Raw genomic sequence first — 22938 nt, forward strand, 5'->3', positions numbered from 1 at the left:
TGGCGGCCTTTCGCGTGTCCGCCCCCGGGGCTCGATCATTTGACGTGGTAAAGGGGCAGGACGTGGAGACGAGCGGATATACCACCGCCGGGGGCATCGGGGTCGAGCGCGAGGCGCGCGAGGTGGACGAGGCGGCGCTGGAAGAGATCGTGACCGCGCTCGGGACCAGGCGCGGCGGCGCGTTCTCCTCGGGCATGGACTACCCGGGCCGCTACAGCCGCTGGGCCTTCGGCTACGTCGATCCGTGCCTCGAGCTGGTCGCCAAGGGCCGCACCATCTCGGCCACCGCGCTCAACGCCCGTGGCCGGGTCGTGCTGCCCGCCGTCGCCTCCTGCCTGCTGGCCGCGGGCAAGCCGGTCGCCGAGCCCACCCCGGACCACGTCGCGGTGCACATACCGGAGTCGGAAGACCTGCTGCCGGAGGAGATGCGCAGCAGAAGGCCCACCGTGTTCACCGCGATCCGCGAGGTCATCGCCGCCTTCAAGGGCGACGACCCGCACCTGGGCCTGTACGGCGCGTTCGGCTACGACCTGGCCTTCCAGTTCGAGCCCATCAGGCAGGAGCTCGTCCGCCCCGACGACCAGCGCGACCTCGTCCTCCACCTGCCCGACCGGCTCGTCGTGATCGACAGGCAGCGCGAGACCAGCGTCGAATACCGCTACGAGTTCACCGTCGACGGCGCCACCACCCGCGGCCTGGAGCGCACCGGCGCCGCCGCCGAGCCCGTGGCCCCCGGCCGGCTGCCCGAGGACCCGGAGAAGGGCGAATACGCCAAGGTCGTGGCCGCCGCGAAGGAGAAGTTCAAGCGCGGCGACCTGTTCGAGGTCGTGCCCGGACAGGTCTTCCACGCCGTCTGCACCGACCCGGCCGCCTTCTACCGCTGCCTGCGGCACAGCAACCCCGCGCCGTACGAGTTCATCATCAGCCTCGGCGAAGGCGAGCACCTGGTCGGCGCCTCGCCCGAGATGTACGTCAGGGTCACCGGCGACCGCGTCGAGACCTGCCCCATCTCCGGCACCATCGCCCGCGGCAGCAACCCGGTCGAGGACGCCGAGGCCATCCGCACCCTCCTGTCCAGCGTCAAGGAGGAGTCGGAGCTGACCATGTGCACCGACGTCGACCGCAACGACAAGTCGCGCATCTGCGTCCCGGGCACCGTCAAGGTCATCGGCCGCCGCCAGATCGAGCTCTACTCCCGCCTGATCCACACGGTCGACCACATCGAGGGGCGGCTGCGCCCCGAGTTCGACGCGCTCGACGCGTTCCTCACCCACATGTGGGCCGTCACCGTCACCGGCGCGCCCAAGACGTGGGCGATGCAGTTCATCGAGGACCACGAGGCCACCACCCGCAAGTGGTACGGCGGCGCCATCGGCTTCATCGGCTTCGACGGCTCCATGAACACCGGCCTGACCCTGCGCACCGCGCAGATCAAGCACGGCGTGGCGACCGTGCGGGCCGGGGCCACGCTGCTGTTCGACTCCGACCCCGAGTCGGAGGAGCGCGAGACCGAGCTCAAGGCCAGCGCCCTGCTCGGCGCCCTGGCCGCGGTCAACCGGCCGGACGCGGTCCCGGTCCCCGAGCCCAGGCCGCAGCCGGGCCAGGGCATGAAGGTGCTGCTCGTCGACCACGAGGACTCCTTCGTCAACACGCTGGCCGACTACTTCCGCCAGGAAGGCGCCGACGTGGTGACGCTGCGCCACGGCTTCCCGCCTCACATGATCGACGACATCGCGCCCGACCTGGTGGTGCTCTCGCCCGGGCCGGGCTGGCCGTCCGACTTCGGCATGGCGGCGCTGCTCGACCAGATCTACGCCCGCGACCTGCCGGTGTTCGGCGTCTGCCTGGGGCTGCAGGCCATGGTGGAGCACGAAGGCGGCACGCTGGAGCTGCTGGACTACCCCGAGCACGGCAAGCGCGGCCAGGTCGCCCGGGTGGAGGCCGGCAGCGCGCTGCTGGAGGGGCTGCCCGAGGAGTTCACCGCGGCCCGCTACCACTCGCTGCACGCCAAGCGGCCCGGCGTCGTCGGCTTCACCGCGACCGCCTTCACGCCCGACGGCAACGTCATGGCCATCGAGGACGTCGAGCGGCGGCGCTTCGGGGTGCAGTTCCACCCCGAGTCGATCCTCACGCAGGAGGGCGGCGCGGGCGCGAAGATCATCGCGAACGTGCTGCGCCTGTGCCGCAAGTGAGCGGCCCCCGTCGTAGGTAAAACCGCCGCGGGGGCATGCGGGGCTCCCCTAGAGTCTCCGCATGCTCCCCGTAGATCTACCCTCCACGGTGCGTGACGCGCTGCTCGCCCCGCTCGTCGACCACCACTGTCACGGGGTGCGCCGAGACGACCTGAGCAGAGCCCGGTTCGAGCTGCTCATCAACGAGGGCGGCAGCCCGGCGCCGCCCGGCACCACCCATTTCGACACGCCGTTCGGCGCGGCCGTGCGCCGGTGGTGCGCGCCGGTGCTCGACCTGGAGCCGCACGCGCCGCCCGCCGTCTACCTCTCCCGCCGTGCGGAGCTGGGCGCGGCCGAGGTCAACCGGCGCCTGCTGGCGGGGGCCGGCGTGGTGGCGTTCCTGGTGGACACCGCCCCGGGCGCGGAGGACGCCGAGGTGCTGACGGCCACCGAGATGGGCCGCCACGGCGGGGCCGCCGCGGACGAGCTCGTACGGATCGAGCAGATCGAACGGGACGTGGCCGAGACGGCCGAGCTGGCCGTGGACTACCTGGAGGGCCTCGGCGAGGAGCTGGCCGCCAGGGCCGCCAGGGCGGTCGGGCTCAAGACCGTCATCGGCGCGCTGTGCGGCCTCGACTTCGACCCGTCCAGGCCCAGCAGGGGATCGGTGATCGCGGCGGCCAACCGGCGGCTGTCGGACCCGAAGCAGCCGCTGACCGACGAGATCATGCTGCGCCACCTGCTCTGGTGCGCGATCGACGTGGCCAGGGAGCGGGGGCTGCCCGTCCAGTTCCACACGGGCTTCGGCGGCTCGGGCCTCGACCTGCACCGCACCGACCCGGGCCGGCTGAGCGAGTTCGCCGCGATGCTGCAGCCGCTCGGCGTGCCGATCATCCTGCTGCACTGCTACCCGTACCACCGCCAGGCCGCCTACCTCGCCGGCCTCTACCCGCACGTGTACGTGGACGTCGGCCTCGCCCTCCCGCACACCGCCGCCGCCTCGGCCAGGATCGTGGACGAGCTGCTCGAGCTGGCGCCGTTCCACAAGCAGCTGTTCAGCACCGGCTGCCACAGCGTGGCCGAGACGGGCTATCTGGGCGCGCTCCACTACCGGCAGGCGCTCGGCGCGGCGCTGGCGTCGCGGCTGGCCTCGGGGGAGTGGAGCCCCGCCGACGCCGCCCGCGTCGCCCACATGATCGGCTCAGGCAACGCCCGCCGCGTCTACCGCTTGTGAACTCACCCGCCGCCGCGCCGGGCGTGGCCGCGCAGCCGCAAGTCGACGGGCTGGGGTGGAGGGGGCCGCAATGGTGGCGGCCCTGGGAGGGGGCCGACTCGCGTCAAGCCGCCTGACCTGGTTTGCTTGGGCAGGCACAACCACCCAACCAACCGAGCGGGGGCTCCCATGCGTACTGTCGAACCCGAGGTCTTCATCGTCGCCCGGCCGACGCTCGACTACGACGAGCTGGCCCGCTATCTCGCGGAGGTCGGCGGCGAGAGCTGGCTGGAGCGGCTCGACAGGGGCGACCTCGACGCACAGAACCTCGCCGAGTTCGCGGGCCGACTCTGCTACCGCTCCTTCGAGCCGGGCCTCAACCCCAACGTCGTGCGGATCAGGGAAAACCAGGACGAATACCTGCGCAACATCCTGGCCAGCGCGCACGGCTCGGTGCTCGAGCACGTCAGCTTCAGCTTCGTGCTCCACAACGTGAGCCGTGTTCTCACCCATGAGCTCGTGCGGCATCGCCCCGGCGTGGCCATCTCGCAGGAGTCCCTGAGGTTCGTCCGCCTGGACGAGCTGCCGTTCTGGTTCCCCGAGTGGGCACGCGAGGACGAGGAGCTGATGAAGCGGGCCACGGCCATGCTCGAACAGCTGGAGCAGTTCCAGCTGTGGATGGCCGACCACTTCGGGCTCGACGAGGAGGGCGTGAAGTTCGCGGAGAAGAAGCACCGCACCTCGTTCATGCGCAGGTTCGCCCCTGAGGGGCTGGCGACCGGGCTGGTGTGGACCGCGAACGTGCGCACGCTGCGGCACACGATCGAGGCGCGCACCGCCGCCGGCGCGGAGGAGGAGATCCGCCTGCTGTTCCAGCGGATCGGCGAGCTCATGCGCCAGGAGGCCCCCGCCCTCTTCGGCGACTACGTCGTCGAGGACGGGGCCTGGATCCCCGGCTGGCGCAAGGTCTAAGCCAGCGCGGGCGTGACGTAGACCTCCGCGCCCGGGGGCAGGGCGCAGTCGAGGCCGCCGAGCCCCCGGGCGTTCTCGCCGCACACGATCATGCTGATGTGCCTGCGGATGCGCCCGTACTCGTCGCGCAGCCGCGCCTCCAGCAGCGGATGCGTACGCCGGAGCGTGTCGAGCGCCGACCCCAGGGTGGGCGGCGAGTCGCGGTCAGCGGCGACGGCGAAGACCTTGACCTCCGTGCTCCCGCTCACCCACCGGCGCAGCATGCCCGGGAGCACGAAAACCACCATGGTCACCATCGCCTAGAGCACCGCCGCGCGCACCGTGAGCACGTCGGGCAGGTGGCGGGCGACCAGCGACCAGGTCTCGCCGTCGTCGCGCGAGGAGTAGACCTCGCCGTCGCGCGTGCCGAAGAACACCCCCGCCTGCGACGCGGTCATCGCGTCACGCAGCACGCTCCCGTGCACCGGCCCCTCGGGCAGCCCCGTGCCGAACGGCTGCCACGACTGGCCCGCGTCGTCGCTGCGGAAGACGCGGTAGCGGTGATCGACCGGCGTGCGGTCCATGTCGGCGTGCAGCGGCAGCACGAAGACCGTGCCGGGTCGCGACGGGTGCGCCACGATCGGGAAGCCGAAGTCCGACGGCAGCCCCGCGCCGATGTCGTGCCAGCTCCCGCCGAAGTCGTCGCTGCGGTAGACGCCGAAGTGGTGCTGCAGGTAGAGCCGCTCGGGGCGGGAGGGGTCCATGGCGACCTTGTGCACGCACTGCCCGAACTCCGGGTATTGCTGCCCCTCGGGCAGGAACGGGGCCCGGATGTTCTGGTTGGCGGCCTCCCACGACAGCCCGCCGTCGGTGGAGCGGTAGAAGCCGCCGGTGGAGATCGCGACGCCCAGGGTCTGGGGGTCGCTCGGGTGCACGATGATCGTGTGCAGGCACAGGCCGCCGCCGCCCGGGTGCCACTGCGGCCGGTGCGGGTGCTCCCACAGCCCCTCGACCAGCCGGTAGGTGACGCCGCGGTCCTCGGAGCGGAACAGCGCGCCCGGCTCGACGCCCGCCCACACCACGCCGGGCTCGGACGGCGAGGGGGCGAGCTGCCAGACCTTCGTCAGGGTCGTCTCCGTCTTCTCCGGGAAGGCGATGGGCGGCTGCTCCGCCTCGCCCCAGGTCTTCCCGAGGTCGTCCGAGTAGACGACGGATGGACCGAAATGACCGTATTCGATGCCGGCCAGGAGCCGGGGTGTGGTGCCGCGGGTGTCGATCGCCACCGAGGGCACCGCGACCGTGGAGTACTGGATCGGCTCGATCTCGAACGGGCCGCCGCCGGTCGAGCGGGCGAGGAACAGGCCCTTGCGGGTGCCGATCGCGAGGATTGCGTCACTCATGGCATCGCTCCTTCTCGTCGTGCCGCCATCGTGCCACGTAGGACCGACAGGTTCTGAGGACTGGGAGTTTTCCTCCCACAGGAATCGCATTACCTGGCGGGTAATCGAGACGCTTCCCTCCAGGCGATAACGTGCCGGGCATGGGAGCCGTAGCCATTAATGAGACGTCTTTTGGTGACCTGTTGCGTTCGTGGCGGCAGCAGCGGCGGGTGAGCCAGCTGGACCTGTCCATAGAGGCCGACGTTTCGGCCCGCCACATCAGTTTCCTGGAGACCGGGCGCGCCCGGCCGAGCCGCGAGATGGTGATGAAGCTGGCAGAGGAGCTGGAGGTGCCGCTGCGGCACCGCAACAGGCTGCTGGTGGCTGCCGGGTTTGCTCCGGTCTATCCCGAACGCGAGGTACGCGGCCCTGAGTTCGAGATCGTACGCCGGGCGCTGGACAAGATCCTGGCCGGGCACGAGCCGTACCCGGCGGTCGTGGTGGACGCGACGTGGAACCTGGTGGCGGCCAACTCGGCGGCCGCGATGTTCATGGAGGGGGTGCCGGACGAGCTGCTGAAGGAGCCGATCAACGTGATGCGGTTGTCGCTGCACCCGCAGGCGATGGGCGGCCGGTTGCTGAACCTGGCCGAGGTCCGCGCCCATCTGCTGCACCAGCTGCGCAGGCAGTCCGAGATGTCCGGCGACGGGCGGCTGGCCGAACTGCACGACGAGCTGGCCGCGTACACCTATCCGGGGGTGGACCTGAACGTGGCCCACGTGCCCGGTCCCGCGGACATCCTGGTCCCGCTGCGGATCGCGGCCGGTGACCGGGTGTTGTCGATGTTCACCACGATCGCGACGTTCGGCACGCCGGTGGACGTGACCGTCTCCGAGCTGGCCATCGAGACGTTCTGGCCGAACGACGAGGAGACCGCCGCCGCCTTCCAGGACGGGTTCAAGCAGGGTTAGCGGGCTGTCGCGGGCAGCTCCGGCGACTGCTCGCCGGCCGCGACGGGCGCGTCGACCGCGAGCGGGGCGCGGCCGCCGCCGGTGATCGGCAGCCCGCCGGTGACGGTGTAGGTGCGCACGTCGTGCGCGCCGCCCGTGGGGGCGGCCGCGGCCGTGAAGGCCACGTAAGCCCTGCCGCCGGGGATGATCGAGGTGGAGATGTAGTCGCCCGCCATGCGGCCGTCCGCGGTGTTGGCGAACCAGCCGAGCTCCATCGGCCCGTACAGCTCGGCGGGCGGCGACCAGCTCGCGCCGCCGTTGCCGGAGGAGGTGTAGCCGACCGTGAGGCGGCAGGTGGCGGCCGTGCAGTCGGCGGCCGGGTAGCGGTAGTAGGCGAGTGCCAGCCTGGCGGTGCCGCCGGAGCTGTCGCGGTCGACGCCGAGGCCGGGGATGAAGTGGTCTCCGCCGTCGTTCGTTATCCGCGTGACGTCGCTCCACTGCTCGCCGGTGGCCGAAGTGCTCATGACGATGTCGTTGCCGCCGCAGCTGAGCTGGAAGCGGCAGTCGTGCCAGGCGACGTACACGGTGCCTTGCGCGTCGGTCTCCGCCGACGGCAGCGGCGCGGCGCGCAGCCCGCCGGCGACCGTGTGCCGCCGCACGGTCGCGACGAGCACGCTGTCGCCCCAGCTCGCGCCGCCGTCGCCGGAGCGTATGGAGCGGATCTGCTGCTCCGTGCTCAGGTACGGCACCACGACGGCGCCGTTGGGCCGCACGACCGGCTGCCCGCCGAGACCGGTCGCGGACGTGGCGGTCTCCTGCCAGGTGAGGCCGCCGTCGGAGGAGCGGGACACCTTGATCGCGTTGCCCGCGGCGGCGTCGTCGAACACCGTGTAGCAGCGGCCGTAGAACGGGCTGCGCGGGGCGTTGTCGCAGACGATCCAGCTCTTGTCCAGGTCGCCCCCGTTCGCGACGGCGGTCGTGACCGGGTTCTCCCACGTCAGGCCGCCGTCGGTGGAGCGGCTGGTGAGCACCGCCGCCCCGGTGATCCCGCCCGTGTCGGTGAGCGCCAGGGAGGCGACCAGCCAGACGCCGTGCCTGGCGTCGAACGCCACCGACGGGTTGCTGACCCGGTTGTAGGTCCCGCCGCCGAACGTGGTGATCCCGGGCAGCACGCCCTTGGTCCACGTGGCGCCGTCGTCGGTGGAGGTCGCGAACGCGATGCCGGACGCCCCTCCGTCGAAGAACCGGCCCGCCTGCTGCGCGGCCACGATGGTCGTGCCCGACTGGAAGGTGTCGGGCCCGGCCTGGGTGCCGTGCTGGCTGGTGGCGTTCGCGTACGAGTCGGCCCCGAGCTCCGTCAGGGGGACGGCCTCGGACGCCAGGGCGGGAACGGGGGTGAGGAGGAGCGTCATGGTCAGCAGCCCGCCGATTCCTCGGCGCCTGGCGGGGGATGGCACAGTCCACCTCCACGTTGGCGTGTCACCCTCCACCTCTCACCTTTCGACCCGAACTGTCAAGATCTGTCAGCGTTCGGCCTGGATGATGTCCCGGTGGATGCGCGACAGGGGCACGCCGTCGATCTGGAGGCGGCGGACCGTCTCGTTGACCATGGCGGTCGGGCCGCACACGTACACGTCGTGCTCGGCCCAGGAGTGGAAGCGCTGGGTGACCTCGGGCAGGTGGCCCCGCATCCCGTCGTACGAGGGCTGGTCCGACACCACGGGCAGCACCCGCAGCCAGGGGAAGGACGACTCCATTCTGATCAGGTCGGGCAGGTCGTACAGCTCGCCGGCCGTGCGCGCGCCGTACAGCAGGTGGATGTTGGGCCGGCGGCCCGAGGCGATGATGTGCTCGATGATCGCCTTCAGCGGCGCCAGTCCGGTGCCGCCCGCCACGCACAGCACGTCGCGCGAGCTGCTGTCGCAGGGCGTCATCGTGCCCATCGGCGGGCCCAGCATGAGCGTGTCGCCGATGCGGGTGTGCCTGATGAGCGTGGTGGACACCCAGCCGCCGGGGACCGATCGGACGTGCAGCTTGATCGTGTTGTCGGGGCGCGGCGCGTTCGCGATGGAGAAGGTGCGCCAGACGCGCGGCCAGCGCGCGGTCTGCACGTTGACGTACTGTCCCGGCGTGTACGGCAGCCGCTGCGTGGGCCGCAGCGTGAGGACCGCGATGTCACGATGGCGCTGCTCGTGGTCGATCACGTCGGCCAGCCACCAGGCGGGCGTGTCCGCCGAGTCGGAGCCGGCCGCCTCCTTCATGAGATCCGCGGCCGCCGTGTACGCCGCGACCCATGCCGCCTCGATCTCGTGGTTCCAGACGTCGGCCGCGAAGCGGCGGATGGTGGCGAGCAGCGCGTTGCCGACCGCGGTGTAGTGCTCGGCGAGCACGCCGTACTTGCGGTGGTCCCTGCCCAGCTGGCCCAGGAAGGCCGCGAGGCTGTCCGGGCTGTCCAGGCTCCACACGATCCGGGTCAACGCGCTGAACAGGCGGTCGCGCTGTACGTCCATGGCGGGCGGGAACATGCCGCGCAAGTGCGGGCTTTCGGCGAACAGCCGGCCGTAGAAGTAGGCCGTGGCCTTGTCGGCCTGCGGTTCGATGACGGAGAAACTCTCTTTTACCAGGCGCGGATTCAACGACATTTACCAACCCCACCTAGGGACCGGAAAGGTATTCCGGTCGTGTCGTTCACCTCCTTGACGGCTCCGGGTCTCGAGCGCCCGGTCCCTCCCCGGCACTCCGATGCGCTCGAAATTGAGTCTTACACCACCGATGACCCGCCACAACCGTTTCCCCCCAATACGGTGGGAAGCGAGCTATCCGTAGTCGTCTGGTGATTTTCCGTGCTCGATTTTCGGACGATTAATGCGAATAAATATCACATTTAATGGCGAGGCCGGCTACCAGCCCCCGAAACCGCCCATGCCCGCATCATCCATCGCCGTCGCCGTCGCCATGGGGGCCGCGCGTGGGAGCTGACGCAAGCGGAGCGCGCCGTCCTTGAGCCGGCCGCCGACTCCATTCCCGTCCCGTCGCGGCAGGCGTACCATCCGGCCATGGCAGTCCTCCATCCCCGGCGGGTGGCCTGGGAAGGCGCTCGGATCTTCGTCTCCGCCGCCACCACGGACGCCTACTGGTGGCTCAGCGACACACTCGGCCACTATCTGGGGATCATGTACCAGCTGCAGCTGTGCGAGACGCGGTTGCGGTTGCAGGCGGAGGCGGAGGCGGAGGCGGTCTACGAGGAGGCGGGCGCGTGGCGCGCGCGATTGGACGAGCTCCTCGACACCCGCCCCGCAGCGGCCGCGATCATCACTCAGATGATCTCCGAGACGACCTCCCGCCTCCCCTGACGTTCTCCCGTGGACGCCCGTCGTGCCCTCCGAAGGCCCTGGCCGGAGGGCGGCGCGTCACTCCACGGGGACAGAAGTGGTAGATCTTTGGGAGAGGTGACATAACGGAAAGAGTCTGCGCCATGATGGGGCATGTGGCCGTCACCTCGACAGGCTGATGGCGGCTCCTATGCCCCCTGGAGATCGCATGTCCCGACCGCTGATCGGTATCACCGCCTACCTCGAGGCCGCCCGCTGGAGTGACTACGTACGCGAGGCCGTGCTGTCGCCTCCCTCCTACGCCAAGGCGGTCGGTCGGGCGGGGGGCGCGCCCGTGCTGCTGCCGCCGATCGGCACGCCCGCCATCGAGGACTACGTACGCGGCCTCCAAGGCATCGTGCTGGCCGGGGGCGCGGAGGTCGGCGCGGACACCTACGGCGGCGAGCGCGACGAGCGCGTGCCCGAGCCGCAGCGGCACCGCGACCGGTTCGAGCTGGCCCTGGCCAGGGCCGCCGTCCGGGCCGACGTGCCCATCCTGGCCATCGCCAGGGGCATGCACGTGCTGAACGTCGCCCAGGGCGGCACGCTGATCCCCTGGCTGCCCGAGGTGCTCGACAACGACCGCCACGGCGAGCCGGACACCGGCCACACGATCCAGGTCAGCGTCTCCAGCAAGCTCGGCAAGGCCGTGGGCGAGCGGGTCGAGGTCACCGCGCCCCACCACCAGTCCGTACGCCGCCTCGGCAGCGGCCTGCTGGCCGTGGCCTGGGCGGAGGACCAGATCGTCGAGGGGATCGAGCTGCAGGGCCACAGGTTCGGCGTGGGTGTCCAATGGCACCCGGAGCGTGACGGCGACACCCGGCTCTTCGATGCGTTCATCGAGGCGGCCCGCTAGGCTGCGATCATGCCGCTGCACCCCCAGGCGCGGGAGTACGTCGCCCTCTACCCGTCGGATCTGAACACCGATCTGGCCACCCTCGACCTGGCCGGGATCCAGGAGCTGCGCGCGCAGGACGGCCTGGCCGCCCACCGGGGGGCGTCGACGAAACTGCCGTTCGTCCGGGACGAGCTGGCGGAGGGCGTGCCCATCCGGATCTACCGGGCCGACCCGGGCGACGGCCCGCTGCCGGTGGTGGTCTACTTCCACGGCGGCGGCTGGGTCTTCGGCAGCGTCAAACGCAACGACGCGACCGGGCGCGACCTGGCCATCCGCACCGGCGCCGTGGTGGTGTCCGTCGACTACCGGCTGGCCCCGGAGCACCCGTTCCCGGCCGCCGCCGAGGACGCCTGGACGGTGGTGCGCGACATCTTCGCCCGCCCCGCCTTCTACCAGAGCAACGGCGGCGTGGCCGTCGTCGGCGACAGCGCGGGCGGCAACCTCGCGGCCGTCGTCGCCTGGCAGGCCCGCGACGCCAGGCTGACCCTCACGCACCAGGCGCTCGTCTATCCCACGCTCGACGTGGGCATGGACACGCCGAGCTACCGCGAGTTCGCCGAGGGGTTCGGGCTGGACGCCGAGGAGATGGCGTGGTTCGCCCGGCAGTACGCGCCCGGCGCCGACCCGGAGGACCCGCGGCTGTCGCCGCTGCGCCTGCCCGACGTCGCCGGCCTCGCGCCCGCGACGGTCGTGACCGCCGAATGCGACGTGCTCAGGGACGAGGGCGAGCGGTACGCCCGCCGCCTGGCGGACGCGGGCGTGCCGGCCGAGCTGCGCAGGTTCGACGGCGCGGTGCACGGCTTCTTCGTCCTGCCGGGCCTGTTCGACCAGGCCATCGAGGCCCGCGAGTACGTCGCCGACCGGCTGCGGGAGTCGTTTTGACGCTGGGGGAGTCCTTTTGACGTACACCAAGCTCAAGATCGACACCCCGGCCGACGGCGTGCTCCGGGTCACGATCAGCGAGCCGTCCAGGCTCAACGCCGTGGACGCGACCGCCCACCGCGAGCTGGGCGAGATCTGGCGCGATGCCGACCGGGACGAGGGCGTCAGGGCCGTGGTCGTCAGGGGCGAGGGCCAGGCGTTCTCCGCGGGCGGCGACCTGTCCATGATCGAGGAGATGACCCGCGACCACGCCACCAGGCTGCGCGTGTTCGCCGAGGCCCGCGACATCGTCTACAACGTGCTCAACTGTTCCAAGCCGATCGTCTCGGCCATCCAGGGCCCGGCGGTCGGAGCCGGGCTGGCGGTGGCGCTGCTGGCCGACATCTCCGTCGCGGGCCGCACCGCGCGGATCATCGACGGGCACACCAGGCTCGGCGTCGCGGCGGGCGACCACGCGGCGATCGTGTGGCCGCTGCTGTGCGGCCTGGCCAAGGCGAAATACCACCTGCTGCTGTGCGAGCCCGTCACGGGCGAGCAGGCCGAGCGGATGGGCCTGGTCAGCCTGTGCGTGGACGACGACCAGGTGCACGACAAGGCCATGGAGATCGCGGTCAGGCTCGCCTCCGGCGCCCAGGAGGCGATCAGGCTGACCAAATACTCGCTCAACAACTGGCTGCGCCTGGCCGGTCCCGCCTTCGACGCCTCCCTGGCCATGGAGTTCCTCGGCTTCACCGGCCCCGACGTGACCGAAGGCGTGCGCGCGGTGCGGGAGAAGCGGCCTCCGTCGTTCGGCTGAGCGGCGAGGGCGGTGCGGGAGAAGCGGCCTCGGCTGAGCGGCGGGTGTGCTTCCCCGGGCCTCGGGTAGCGGGAGGAGGACGGGGCGGCCTGGGTCGCGCGGATGTCGAGGGCCTGTTCACCGAGGCCGAGAACGTTGCTCCGGGGACGAGGCAGAGGCTCACCCCGGCCTGCGCACCATGGCCGCCTCCCCTCACCTTAAGTCCGGGGCCTGCGCGCATGGAAGACGAAGGCCGGAGGAGTGTTGCGCCAGACCGTACGCCCCGGCACGACCTCCTCGAACCGCTCGGCCAGCAGCGCGCGGAAACGCCGGGCCGAGCTCAGCGGGATGGCGTGAATGTAGGAGAACGTCGTGAACGCCGCCCCCGGGCTCATCGCCGACGTCACCGCGTCCAGCAAGGAATGCTGCAACCTCTGCGGGAACGCCGCCCACGGCAGCCCGCTCACCACCACGTCCGCCTGCCACAGCCCGCGTTCGGCGAGCAGCTCGCCCAGCCGGGCCGCGTCGGCGTGCACCACGTCCACGGCCGGGAAGCGGGCCGCCAGCAGCCGCGCCATCGGCTCGTTGACCTCCACGGCCAGGTGGTGGCCGCGCCCGCCCAGCCGCTGCTGGATCTCCGCCGTGAACGGGCCGGTGCCGGGGCCGAGCTCCACCACCGTAGGCTCGCCGCGCTCGGGGATGGGCGCGCAGACGGCCGCGGCGAGCTGCCGCGAGCTGGGCGCGACGGCTCCGATCGTGGCGGGGGTACGCAGGAACTGGCCGAGAAAAAGTGTGGTGTCGTTGGGCATGTCCGGAAACCTAGGGGTGAGATCACTCCCGGGCGCTCCCTCGTCGGGGCGGACCTGCGGCCAGATGGAGGAGGCGGGGTCCTCCGAGCGGAGGATCAGCCCGTCAGGCTGGCCCGATACCGTGTGGGACATGCGTTGGCGTGGTTGGCCGCTGGATGTGCTGCTCGCGGCCTCGGGCGTGGGCCTGGATCTGTTGACGACGGCACACGCGGGCGACACCGAGTTCCTGCCCGCCGAGATGAACATCCCGATGGCGCTGCTGGCGGGCGTGCCCATGGGGTTCGTCCGGCGCCGGCCGGTGCCGGTCGTGCTCTACCTGGCCGGGTTCCTGGTCGTGACCGACCAGCTCGGGTCGTTCACCTCCAACACGGTGCAGATCCTCGTCTGCGTCGCGCTCGGGGTGGCGGGATACCGCTCCGAGTGGCGGGCCGTCACGGTCGCGGTGGTCGCCACGATCGCGGCGACCGCGGCCAACATGGCCGATCCCGGCATCGCGCTCACGACGAACAGCTGGGTGTACTCGGTCTTCCTGCCGGTCTTCCCCGCCCTGCTCGGGGCATACCTGCGCAGCTCCGCGGGGCGGCTGGAGGAGCGGGACGTCACGCCCGACGCGCTGCTGGCGGCCGGCGGGGTGGCGATCACCGTGCTCAGCACCTGGACCAGCTGGCACACGGGCTCCCAGCCCGTCTGGCTGGTCGGGCTGCTCGCCGTGGTCGGTGGCCTGTCGCTGGGCATCGCCAGGCGGCTGCCCGGGCTGGTGTTCCTCGCGCAGGGCGTCCTGCTCGTCACCACCGACACCTACCTGAACGACGCCGTCACCACCTGCGTGACCCTCACGCTGATCGCACTCGGCGTGTTCACGATGCGGGTGAGCTCCTGGGCGTGGACGGTGGTCGCGTACTTGGTGGGCTGCATGCTGACCGCGATCGCCGTCGTCGGCCCGGTCACCGAGATCACCGTGTTCCGCGTCGGAACTCTCATGACGCTGGTGGCCACGCCTGTCGCGATCGGCCGCTACCTCGGCATGCGCCAGGCGGCGGCGGCCGCCGAGCGGCTGCGCGCCGAGGAGTCCGCCCGGGCGGCCGTCGCCCAGGTGCGCGCCGACCAGCTCGCCGAGCGCGAGCGCATCGCCCGCGACGTGCACGACATCGTGGCCCACCACGTGGGGGCGATGGTGCTGCGGGCCGGCGCCGCCCGCTACACCGCCCCAGAAGGCCCCGTCGCCGACGCGCTCACCGACATCCGCGAGACCGGCCACCAGGTGCTGCAGGACCTGCGCGACCTGCTCGACCTGCTGCGCGACCCCGAACGCCAGCCCGATCTGCTCGCCAACCCCTCCGACGTGGTCCGCGAGTCCGCCGAGCGCATGGCCGCCGCCGGGCTGGTCGTGGACCTCGACCTCGACCCCGCCACCGACGGGGCTCCGCTCATCGCCCGGGCCTCCGCCGCCCGCATCGTCCAGGAAGGACTCACCAACGTGCTCAAACACGCCGGCCCCGGCACCCGGGTCCGCGTCGCCGTCACCCCCTCGGAGGAGGGGCTGTCGGTGGAGATCCGCAACGGCCGCCCGGCCAGCGCCGTCGAACGCCTGCCCTCGTCCGGGCGCGGCCTGGCCGGCATGCGCGAACGCGTCCGCGCCCTCGGCGGCACCCTCACCGCCGGGCCGGACGGCGAGGGCGGCTGGCTGCTGGCGGCCAGCCTCCCGTCGAGGAGCGCCGCGTGATCCGCGTGCTGGTGGCCGACGACCAGGCGCTCGTACGGGCGGGCGTGCGGATGCTGCTGCAGGCCGCGGGCGGCATGGAGGTCGTCGGCGAGGCCGAGGACGGCGCCGAGGCGGTGCGCCTGGCCGAGCGCCACCTGCCCGACGTGATCCTCATGGACCTGCGCATGCCCAGGGTGGACGGGCTGGAGGCGATCAAGCGGGTGCTCGCCGCCCGGCCGGGCACCCGGATCGTGGTGCTGACGACGTTCGCCGAGGACGCCAACATCTACGCCGCGCTGCGGGCCGGCGCGGTCGGTTTCCTGGTCAAGGACGACGAACCTGAACGTATGGTGGACGCCGTGCGCCGGGCGGCCACGGGCGAGCAGCTCCTGGCGCCGTCGGTGCTGCGGCGGGTCGTGGAGCGCTTCCTGTCCGCCGAGGAGCAGGCCGCCGCGCCCCCGCCCGCCGGGCTGACCGAACGCGAGCTCGAGGTGCTCGCCCTGGTCGGCACCGGGCTGTCCAACGCGGAGATCGCGGAGGAGCTGCACGTGGGGGTGACGACGGTCAAGACCCACGTCGCGGCGGCCATGGACAAGCTGGGGCTGCGCAACCGCATCCAGGCCGCGGTCGTGGCCCACCGTACGGGCCTGGTCGACGCCTCCTTCCGTCCGGTACGCCAGCCGCGCCCGCCCTCCTGAGCGGGTCCACCGGGTGGCGGACGGGCGATCACCCGGCAGGCTGACGACCACCCGCGGCCCGCGGCCCGAACATTGGTCCTCCGACTCCCTGCCTTTCAGGAAAGGACCTCTGATCACCATGCCGGAAACCATGCTCCAGCCCCCCAGGACGGCCGCCCGGCTCTCCCCGGGCCTCCTCTACAGCCTGCGCGTCGTCGTCACCGCCCAGGCCGCCGCGCTGCTCGTGGCCGCCTCGTTCGCCGGCCAGGCCGTGGAGTCCGCCTCCATGGCCGAGACCCACGTGATGGCGGGCATGGTCGTCCACCTCGTGGCCCTCGTCCAGATTGTCCTGGCCGTGCTCGTCTGGCGTCCCGGGCGCGGGGCGGGCTGGCCCGCGCTGGCCAGCGTCGCGCTGTTCGTCGTGGGGCTCGCCCAGCACTTCACCTGGCTGTGGCTGGGGGCGCACCTGCCCAACGGGGTGCTCCTGTTCGGGCTGATCGTGGCCGTGCTCATCTGGGCATGGTCACCGGCGGCCGCCCGCCGCCGCTAAGGTCATGGGTGTGGTGTATGTGAAGATCTGCGGGTTGAGCGAGCCCGAGCACGTGGCCACCGCCGTCGAGGCGGGCGCGGACGCGATCGGGTTCGTCATGACCCGGAGCCCGCGCAGGATCACGCCCGAGCGGGCGGCGGAGCTGGCCGCGGCGGTGCCCGGCCACGTCCTGACCGTCGGGGTGTTCCGCGGGGAGGACCCGGACACGGTTCGGGCGGCGGCGCTGGCGTCCGGGGTGCGGGCCATCCAGCTGCACGGCAGGCACCCGCACGGCGACTTCACCGCGCTCAAGGACCTCGGCCTCCGGCTGATCAGGGCCGTCGACGCGGAGGCCGACCTGCGGTGCGGGGCCTTCGACGAGGACCTGCTCCTCGTGGACGCGCCGCACGCCGGCTCCGGGCAGCCGTGGGACTGGGCCGCGGTCCGCGGCCGGCCCACCGGCCAGTGGCTGCTTGCGGGGGGCCTCACGCCCGCCAACGTGACGGAGGCGATCGCGGCCGCCGGCCCGTGGGGGGTCGACGTGTCCAGCGGCGTCGAGACCTCGCCCGGGGTGAAGGACTCGGCCCTCATCCGGGAGTTCCTGCGGGAGGTCCGCGCTGTCGGCTGATCCCACGCTGGACCGGGCGGCCTCGGGGGCCTCGGCGGCAGGTGACCTGGCCCGCGCGGTGGGCTTCCAGCACGCCTTCGCCCGCCGCAAGGCGCCCAGGGTCGTGGCGGTGCCCGGCGGGTTCGCGGTGCTGGACGATCGTTTTCCCGGCTCGTACGACGACAACAAGCTGATCGTCGGCCCCGGGCCGTCCGATGGGGCGCCGGAGGCGGCCGAGGGGCTGCTGCGGGCGGCGGACGAGGTGCTCGCCGAGCGGGACCACCGGCTGGTGTGCGTGGACGACGACCGGCTCGGGACCGCGCTCGCGCCCGCGTTCGCCGCCGCGGGCTACGAGCAGGAGACCAACCTGATCATGGCCTTCCACGGCCCGCTCCCGCCCGGCCCGCTCAGCCCGCCCGCGGCCGAGCGGCTCTCCCTGGCGGAGCTGCTGCCCGTGGTGTGGCGCGACTGGCGCGCGACGCTGCCCGCGGCGCCGGAGGAGGTGCTCGACCGGCTCACCCGGCGGGTGGAGGTCCGGCTGCGCGGCGCCGACGCGGTGAGCTTCTGGGGGGTGCGCGCTCCTGACGGCGAGATCGCCGCCAGGGCCGACCTGTACGTGCACGGAGGCGTCGCCCAGATCGAGAGCGTCTTCACCGGCGAGGGGCACCGGGGCAAGGGGCATGCGCGTGCCCTGATGTCGGCGCTGCTCGCACAGGTGGCGGAGGCCGAGCTGGTCTTCCTGGTGGCGGACGCGGCCGACTGGCCCAAGGACTTCTACGCCAAGCTCGGCTTCGTGGAGCTGGGCCGCACCCACGCCTTCCTCCGCACCTGACCACGACCCCCCCGGCGCTCCCCTTCGCGGCCTGAGCGGGTCGGCTCCCCGTCTGACCCCGACCTGCCCAGACGATCGAGGCGTTCATGGCCGCTTGCAGGGACCTCTACCTGGGCTGCGCCGCTCCGGCGGGGAAGCCGCCTGAGTAGTCGTGAGTCACGCCCTTACCGCAGGTGCTTCACGCCGGCGGGCCCGCCTTGACGCGCTGCAGCAGCTTTTCCACCGACCCCCGGTAGCCGTGGAGGTGCTCCAGCCACCACGTGGCGCCCGCCTCGGCGTAGGCCCGCACCGAAGAGCCGGGCTCGCTCACCCCGATGACCGCCACGTCGAGGTCACCCGTCGTAGCCCGGTGCCGGCGCAGCTCGCCGACCTGAGCGGCCAGGGAGTCGGGCGACAGCGTCATGCGGCCCTCCTGGTCGTCGCCGGCGACGACCCAGCCGTCCCAGCGGGCGGCGCGCCGAAGCGCGCCCGGAGCCGTGCCGCCGACCCACACCGGGACCCGGGGCCGCTGGAGGGGCAGCGGCGCGAGCCGCACCCCGTCGACGGTGTAGTGCGCGCCCCGGTGGTGCACCTCGTCGCCGGACCAGAGCGAGGTCATCACGTCAAGCGCCTCGTCGAGCACGGCCCCGCCGGGACGCGCTGAGCCGAAGGCGGTGAACTCCTCCGTCACGCCGCCCAGCCCGGCGCCCAGGATCGCGCGGCCGCCGCTCAGCCTGTCGAGCGTCGCCACAGTCTGGGCCAGCCTCTCCGGGCGGTGCCGGGCCACGGCCGTCACCGCCGTGCCCAGCCTGATGCGCGAGGTCGCGTGCGCCGCGGCGGCCAGCGCCACCCACGGGTCGGCCGACGGTATGCCCCACGCGAAGGCCAGATGGTCCCACACCAGCACGGCGTCCCACCCGGCGGCCTCGGCCTCACGGGCGAGGGTGACCAGGCGTGCCGGCTCCGCGAGGTCACCGAGGATCGCGACGTCGATGCCATGACGCATGGCTCCCACTCAAGCACCCGGCACCGACAGTTCCCGGGGGGCCGCCGCGCGTACGCCGCGGGCCTCGCGGAGGCGCTGTCCGTGGGCCGTGCGTCGAGCGCTGAGCAGGGGGCGTGCGGCCTCGCTCCGGAGCTGTGGGGTGCGGCGTCCCGCTACGGCCCCATAAGCACTGGATGGCAGCGTCGCTCGGTGGCGTTGTAAGCGCTCAAGGTGGGGCCGCTGTGTTGGAGTTCCACGCAGTAGGGTCTGCTGCGTGAGCGAAACTTCCGCCGAGGACCGAATCTGGACGGTTCCCAACCTCCTGAGCTTCCTGCGCCTCCTGGGCGTCCCCGTGTTCCTCTGGCTGGTTCTCGGACCCAAGGCGGACGGGTGGGCCATCGGGATCCTCGCGGTGGCCGGGTTCACCGACTGGCTCGACGGGAAGATCGCACGGGCGTTCAACCAGACCAGCAAGCTCGGCCGGATCATCGACCCGGCGGCCGACAAGCTCTACGTCTTCGCCACCATCGCCGGCCTGCTGCTACGTGACGTCATCCCGTGGTGGCTGGTCGCGGTCATCCTGGGCCGTGAACTCTTCGTCGGAAGTTTCATCCCAGTACTTCGCAAACATGGCTACAAGGCACTTCAGGTGCATTTCCTGGGCAAGGCCGCCATGTTCAACCTCATGTACGCTTTCCCTCTCCTCTTCCTTGCCTCCCACACGGGGTGGTATGCCGATATAGCCCGAATTGTCGGGTGGGCGTTCGCGCTATGGGGAACGGGCCTGTACTGGTGGGCAGGCGTGTTGTACGTGGTGCAGGTGCTCCAACTCGTAGCCGCGGCCAAAAAGGAGTGATCGGGTGAAGGCGGTCGTCATGGCAGGGGGAGAGGGCACGCGGCTGCGTCCCATGACCGCCAACCAGCCCAAGCCGCTGCTGCCCGTGGCCAACCGCCCGATCATGGAGCACGTGCTGCGCCTGCTCAAGCGGCACGGCGTCACCGAGACGGTGGTCACGCTCCAGTTCCTGGCCGCCCTCGTGCGCAACTACTTCGGCGACGGCGACGAGCTGGGCATGAGCCTCGAGTACGCCACCGAGGACGTGCCCCTCGGCACCGCGGGCAGCGTCAAGAACGCCGCGGATCGCCTCCGCGACGACCGATTCTTGGTCATCTCCGGCGATGCCCTGACAGATATCGATTTATCGGACATGATCCGATTTCATCGCGAAAATTCGGCCCTTGTGACAATCGGCCTGAAGCGCGTGCCGAACCCCCTCGAGTTCGGGATCATCATCGTGGACGACGAGGGACGCGTTCAGCGCTTCCTCGAGAAGCCCACCTGGGGCCAGGTCTTCTCCGACACCGTGAACACCGGCATCTACGTCATGGAGCCCGAGGTCCTCGACGCGGTGGCCCCGGGCGAGCCCGTCGACTGGTCCTCCGACGTCTTCCCCGCCCTCCTCGACCGCGGCGCCGCGATCTACGGCTATGTGGCCGACGGCTACTGGGAGGACATAGGCACCCACGACAGCTATCTCAAGGCCCAGGCCGACGCCCTGTCGGGCAAGGTCAACGTGGACATCGGCGGCTTCGAGCTCTCACCGGGCGTCTGGGTCGCCGACTCGGCCTCCGTGGACCCCGACGCCGTGCTCAAGGGCCCGCTGCTCATCGGCGACTACGCCAAGGTCGAGGTCGGCGCCGAGCTGCGCGAGTACACCGTGCTCGGCAACAACGTCGTGGTCCGCGAGGGCGCCTTCCTGCACCGCGCGGTGGTCCACGACAACGTCTACCTCGGCCCCGCCGCCCACCTGCGCGGCTGCGTCATCGGCAAGAGCACCGACATCATGGCGGGCGCCCGCATCGAGGAGAACGCCGTCATCGGCGACGAATGCGTCATCGAGCCCGAGGCGTACGTCTCCAGCGGCGTCAGGGTCTACCCGTTCAAGACCATCGAGGCCGGCGCGGTCGTCAACACGAGCGTCATCTGGGAGTCGCGCGGCCAGCGCAACCTGTTCGGCCCCAGAGGGGTCAGCGGCCTGGTCAACGTCGAGATCACCGCCGAGCTCTGCGTCCGCCTGGCCAGCGCGTACGCCACCACCCTCAAGAAGGGCGAGTACGTCGTCACCTCCCGCGACTGTTCCCTGGCCGCCAGGGCGCTCAAGAGGGCCGTCATCGGCGCGCTCACCGCGGGCGCGATCAACGTGTTGGACCTAGAGGCCGCCCCGCTGCCCGTCGCCCGCTTCCACACGGCGCGTGAGTCGGTCGCGGGCGGCATCGCGCTGCGCACCACGCCGGGCGACCCGCAGAGCGTGGACATCGTGATCATGGATGGCCGCGGCGCCGACCTGCCGCCGGCCGCGCAGCGCAAGCTGGAGCGGGTCGTCTCCCGCCAGGAGTTCCGCCGCGCCTTTCCCGGCGAGATCGCCTCGCTCGCCTACCCGGCCAGGGCCGTCGAGGACTACACCCACGAGCTGCTGCGCCACGTCGACGTGGGCGACGTCAGGGACATGAAGGTCGTCGTGGACTGCGCGGGCGGCACGTCCTCGCTGGTGCTGCCCACGCTGCTCGGCCGGGTCGGCGTCGAGGTGCTCACCGTCAACGCCCGCCTGGACGACGTCTCGCCCACCGAGACGCTGGCCGAGCGCCGCCGCGACCTGCAACGCCTGTCGGAGCTGGTCAGCTCGTCGCGGGCGGCGTTCGGCGTCCGGTTCGACCCGGTGGGGGAGCGCATCGCCCTGGTGGACGAGATGGGCCACCTCATCAACGAGGAACGCGCCCTGCTCGTCGTGCTCGACCTCGTCGCGGCCGAGCGCAGGGGCGGTCAGGTGGCGCTGCCGGTCACCACGACCAGGGTGGCCGAGCAGGTCTGCCGCTTCCACGGCGTGCAGGTGCAGTGGACCTCCACCGCGCTCGACGCCCTCACCTCGGCCGCCGCCGGCCCCGACATGATCTTCGCCGCGGACGGGCGCGGCGGCTTCGTCGTGCCGGAGTTCAGCCCGGCCATCGACGGGCTGGCCGCGTTCATGCGCATGCTCGGCCTGGTGGCCCGCACCCGCCTGTCGCTCAGCCAGATCGACGCCAGGATCCCCGAGGTGAAGATGCTCAAGCGGACCGTGCCCACGCCGTGGGCGGCCAAGGGCGCCGTCATGCGCTCGGTCATCGAGGCGGCCGAGGCGGAGCACGAGAGCCGGCGGATCGACACCACCGACGGCGTGCGGGTGGCCCACGACGACGGGAGCTGGGTGCTGGTGCTGCCCGCCGCCGCCGAGCCCGTCACCGACCTGTGGGCCGAGGCGAACGACATGGACAGCGCTCAAGCCTTGCTCGAGCGGTGGGCCCGCACCGTCGAGCAGGCCGCCGGTTGACCAGCACCCACAGACGGTTACGGAGGCCACTTGGATGACAGTTGCGTCACAGGGAACCCGGAACGGCGCTTACATTGTGCGCGGACAGTGCCGCAAGATCGTAATGTAGAAACGCGCGGCGGCATGGACCACGGGGCGGGGCGGCGGTAACTTTGTCTGCGTCCAAACCAACAGTCCAGTGCCCCGCCTTGACCTTTGCCGCTGATCAGCGTATGTTGCGGCATTCGCAAACTTGAAAAAGCGAAGCGAGGCGCGCCCATGAGCACCGTCGCCGCGTCTTCGCGGTAGGAGGCCGAGCCGATCGATGCCGAGCGTCTACTGCACGCAGTGCGGGCACGCCAACCCCGAGGATGCCCGTTTCTGTTCCCGTTGTGGGTCACCGCTGACCAGACACGAGGTCTCCGGGGACACCACATCTACGATCTCCATCGCGGGAATCGAGGCGTACGAGGCTGAGACAGGCGACATGCTCCTGGCCGAGCGGGCGATCGTGGAGCAGTTGCCGCCCGGCACGGCGTTGCTGACGGTGACCAGGGGCCCCAACCAGGGGAGTCGTTTCCGGCTGGACAAGGATCTCACCACGACCGGGCGCCATCCGGAGAGCGACATCTTCCTCGACGACATCACGGTCTCCCGCCGCCACGTCGAGTTCTACCGGCACACCGGCGGCCAGTTCTCCGTGCGCGACGTGGGCAGCCTGAACGGCACCTACGTCAACAGGGAGCGCATCGAGCAGGTCCCCCTGCACTCCGGAGACGAGGTGCAGATCGGCAAGTTCCGCCTCGTCTTCCTGATGCGGACCAACACCGGCGCATGAGCGAACGAAGCGAGCGACCGACAAGCACAGCCTCATGCGAGCGCAT

Annotated in this window: 22 protein-coding genes; 16 read left to right on the forward strand and 6 right to left on the reverse strand. The window is 71.5% G+C overall.

Translation table 11 applies throughout. From position 1 onward, the window contains the following. Nucleotides 1-62: 62 nt before the first annotated feature. The 3 genes from ACIBVN_RS38540 (at nucleotide 63) to thyX (ending at nucleotide 4356) form a co-directional block, all read left to right on the forward strand. On the forward strand, nucleotides 63-2192 hold the full coding sequence (locus ACIBVN_RS38540) for an anthranilate synthase component I (protein ID WP_397145165.1): 2130 nt from the start codon (nucleotides 63-65) through the stop codon (nucleotides 2190-2192). Nucleotides 2193-2253: 61 nt separating this feature from the next. After that, nucleotides 2254-3405, forward strand: coding sequence for an amidohydrolase family protein (locus ACIBVN_RS38545; protein WP_397145167.1), 1152 nt, complete (start codon nucleotides 2254-2256; stop codon nucleotides 3403-3405). A 168-nt stretch (nucleotides 3406-3573) separates the two neighbouring features. Continuing rightward, nucleotides 3574-4356: an FAD-dependent thymidylate synthase gene (thyX, locus tag ACIBVN_RS38550; RefSeq protein WP_397145169.1), complete on the forward strand. Its 783-nt coding sequence runs from the start codon at nucleotides 3574-3576 to the stop codon at nucleotides 4354-4356. Here the strand turns inward: thyX and ACIBVN_RS38555 are convergent. After that, nucleotides 4353-4643, reverse strand: a complete 291-nt coding sequence (locus ACIBVN_RS38555) for a hypothetical protein (protein WP_397145171.1) — start codon at nucleotides 4641-4643, stop codon at nucleotides 4353-4355. The two genes, thyX and ACIBVN_RS38555, sit on opposite strands and share 4 nt — an antisense overlap. 12 nt (nucleotides 4644-4655) lie before the next feature. Beyond that, the gene (locus tag ACIBVN_RS38560) at nucleotides 4656-5735 is read right to left on the reverse strand and encodes a WD40/YVTN/BNR-like repeat-containing protein (RefSeq protein ID WP_397145173.1); all 1080 of its coding nucleotides are present in this window, start codon (nucleotides 5733-5735) and stop codon (nucleotides 4656-4658) included. 140 nt (nucleotides 5736-5875) lie between these two features. Here ACIBVN_RS38560 and ACIBVN_RS38565 point away from each other — a divergent pair, with 140 nt between their 5' ends. Next, the gene (locus ACIBVN_RS38565; RefSeq protein ID WP_397145174.1) at nucleotides 5876-6685 is read left to right on the forward strand and encodes a helix-turn-helix domain-containing protein; all 810 of its coding nucleotides are present in this window, start codon (nucleotides 5876-5878) and stop codon (nucleotides 6683-6685) included. On the opposite strand, the gene ACIBVN_RS38570 is transcribed toward ACIBVN_RS38565, so the two are convergent. Both ACIBVN_RS38570 and ACIBVN_RS38575 read right to left on the reverse strand, forming a co-directional pair. Continuing rightward, entirely contained in the window at nucleotides 6682-8121 is a 1440-nt protein-coding gene (locus ACIBVN_RS38570; protein ID WP_397145176.1) for a sialidase family protein, read from the reverse strand. The genes ACIBVN_RS38565 and ACIBVN_RS38570 overlap by 4 nt on opposite strands. 66 nt (nucleotides 8122-8187) lie before the next feature. Continuing rightward, nucleotides 8188-9306, reverse strand: coding sequence for a globin domain-containing protein (locus ACIBVN_RS38575; protein WP_397145178.1), 1119 nt, complete (start codon nucleotides 9304-9306; stop codon nucleotides 8188-8190). Between the two features lie 414 nt (nucleotides 9307-9720). Between ACIBVN_RS38575 and ACIBVN_RS38580 the strand changes: the two genes are divergently transcribed. The 4 genes from ACIBVN_RS38580 (at nucleotide 9721) to ACIBVN_RS38595 (ending at nucleotide 12611) form a co-directional block, all read left to right on the forward strand. Next, nucleotides 9721-10017, forward strand: coding sequence for a hypothetical protein (locus tag ACIBVN_RS38580; protein ID WP_397145180.1), 297 nt, complete (start codon nucleotides 9721-9723; stop codon nucleotides 10015-10017). A gap of 187 nt (nucleotides 10018-10204) precedes the next feature. Further along, on the forward strand, nucleotides 10205-10891 hold the full coding sequence (locus ACIBVN_RS38585; protein ID WP_397145182.1) for a gamma-glutamyl-gamma-aminobutyrate hydrolase family protein: 687 nt from the start codon (nucleotides 10205-10207) through the stop codon (nucleotides 10889-10891). Between the two features lie 9 nt (nucleotides 10892-10900). Beyond that, nucleotides 10901-11815, forward strand: a complete 915-nt coding sequence (locus tag ACIBVN_RS38590; protein ID WP_397145184.1) for an alpha/beta hydrolase — start codon at nucleotides 10901-10903, stop codon at nucleotides 11813-11815. 16 nt (nucleotides 11816-11831) lie between these two features. Continuing rightward, nucleotides 11832-12611 carry an enoyl-CoA hydratase/isomerase family protein gene (locus tag ACIBVN_RS38595; protein WP_397145186.1) on the forward strand — a complete coding sequence of 260 codons (780 nt, stop codon included), beginning with the start codon at nucleotides 11832-11834 and terminating at the stop codon, nucleotides 12609-12611. 197 nt (nucleotides 12612-12808) lie between these two features. Here ACIBVN_RS38595 and ACIBVN_RS38600 read toward each other — a convergent pair whose 3' ends face one another. Then, a complete protein-coding gene (locus ACIBVN_RS38600; protein WP_397145188.1) occupies nucleotides 12809-13399 on the reverse strand; it encodes a class I SAM-dependent methyltransferase in 591 nt (196 codons plus the stop codon). 130 nt (nucleotides 13400-13529) lie between these two features. On the opposite strand from ACIBVN_RS38600, the gene ACIBVN_RS38605 reads away from it, so the two are divergent. The 5 genes from ACIBVN_RS38605 (at nucleotide 13530) to ACIBVN_RS38625 (ending at nucleotide 17746) form a co-directional block, all read left to right on the forward strand. Continuing rightward, nucleotides 13530-15122 (forward strand): sensor histidine kinase, encoded by a 1593-nt coding sequence (locus ACIBVN_RS38605; protein WP_397145190.1) that lies wholly within the window; start codon nucleotides 13530-13532, stop codon nucleotides 15120-15122. Next, nucleotides 15119-15799 (forward strand): response regulator, encoded by a 681-nt coding sequence (locus ACIBVN_RS38610; protein WP_397145192.1) that lies wholly within the window; start codon nucleotides 15119-15121, stop codon nucleotides 15797-15799. The genes ACIBVN_RS38605 and ACIBVN_RS38610 overlap by 4 nt, the downstream gene beginning before the upstream one ends. Nucleotides 15800-15917: 118 nt before the next feature. After that, nucleotides 15918-16328, forward strand: coding sequence for a hypothetical protein (locus ACIBVN_RS38615; protein ID WP_397145194.1), 411 nt, complete (start codon nucleotides 15918-15920; stop codon nucleotides 16326-16328). A gap of 4 nt (nucleotides 16329-16332) precedes the next feature. Next, nucleotides 16333-16935, forward strand: coding sequence for a phosphoribosylanthranilate isomerase (locus tag ACIBVN_RS38620; protein WP_397145196.1), 603 nt, complete (start codon nucleotides 16333-16335; stop codon nucleotides 16933-16935). 58 nt (nucleotides 16936-16993) lie between these two features. Further along, entirely contained in the window at nucleotides 16994-17746 is a 753-nt protein-coding gene (locus ACIBVN_RS38625) for a GNAT family N-acetyltransferase (RefSeq protein ID WP_397145198.1), read from the forward strand. Between the two features lie 178 nt (nucleotides 17747-17924). Here ACIBVN_RS38625 and ACIBVN_RS38630 read toward each other — a convergent pair whose 3' ends face one another. Continuing rightward, entirely contained in the window at nucleotides 17925-18731 is an 807-nt protein-coding gene (locus ACIBVN_RS38630; RefSeq protein ID WP_397145200.1) for an LLM class flavin-dependent oxidoreductase, read from the reverse strand. A gap of 253 nt (nucleotides 18732-18984) precedes the next feature. Here ACIBVN_RS38630 and ACIBVN_RS38635 point away from each other — a divergent pair, with 253 nt between their 5' ends. From ACIBVN_RS38635 to ACIBVN_RS38645, 3 genes are all read left to right on the forward strand, one after another. Then, entirely contained in the window at nucleotides 18985-19566 is a 582-nt protein-coding gene (locus ACIBVN_RS38635; protein ID WP_397145202.1) for a CDP-alcohol phosphatidyltransferase family protein, read from the forward strand. A gap of 4 nt (nucleotides 19567-19570) precedes the next feature. Beyond that, nucleotides 19571-22075, forward strand: a complete 2505-nt coding sequence (locus tag ACIBVN_RS38640; protein WP_397145204.1) for a sugar phosphate nucleotidyltransferase — start codon at nucleotides 19571-19573, stop codon at nucleotides 22073-22075. A gap of 304 nt (nucleotides 22076-22379) precedes the next feature. Further along, nucleotides 22380-22892 (forward strand): FHA domain-containing protein, encoded by a 513-nt coding sequence (locus ACIBVN_RS38645; RefSeq protein ID WP_397145206.1) that lies wholly within the window; start codon nucleotides 22380-22382, stop codon nucleotides 22890-22892. Nucleotides 22893-22938 lie beyond the last annotated feature (46 nt).

The organism is Nonomuraea sp. NPDC049400 (assembly GCF_044466425.1).
Taxonomy (GTDB): domain Bacteria; phylum Actinomycetota; class Actinomycetes; order Streptosporangiales; family Streptosporangiaceae; genus Nonomuraea.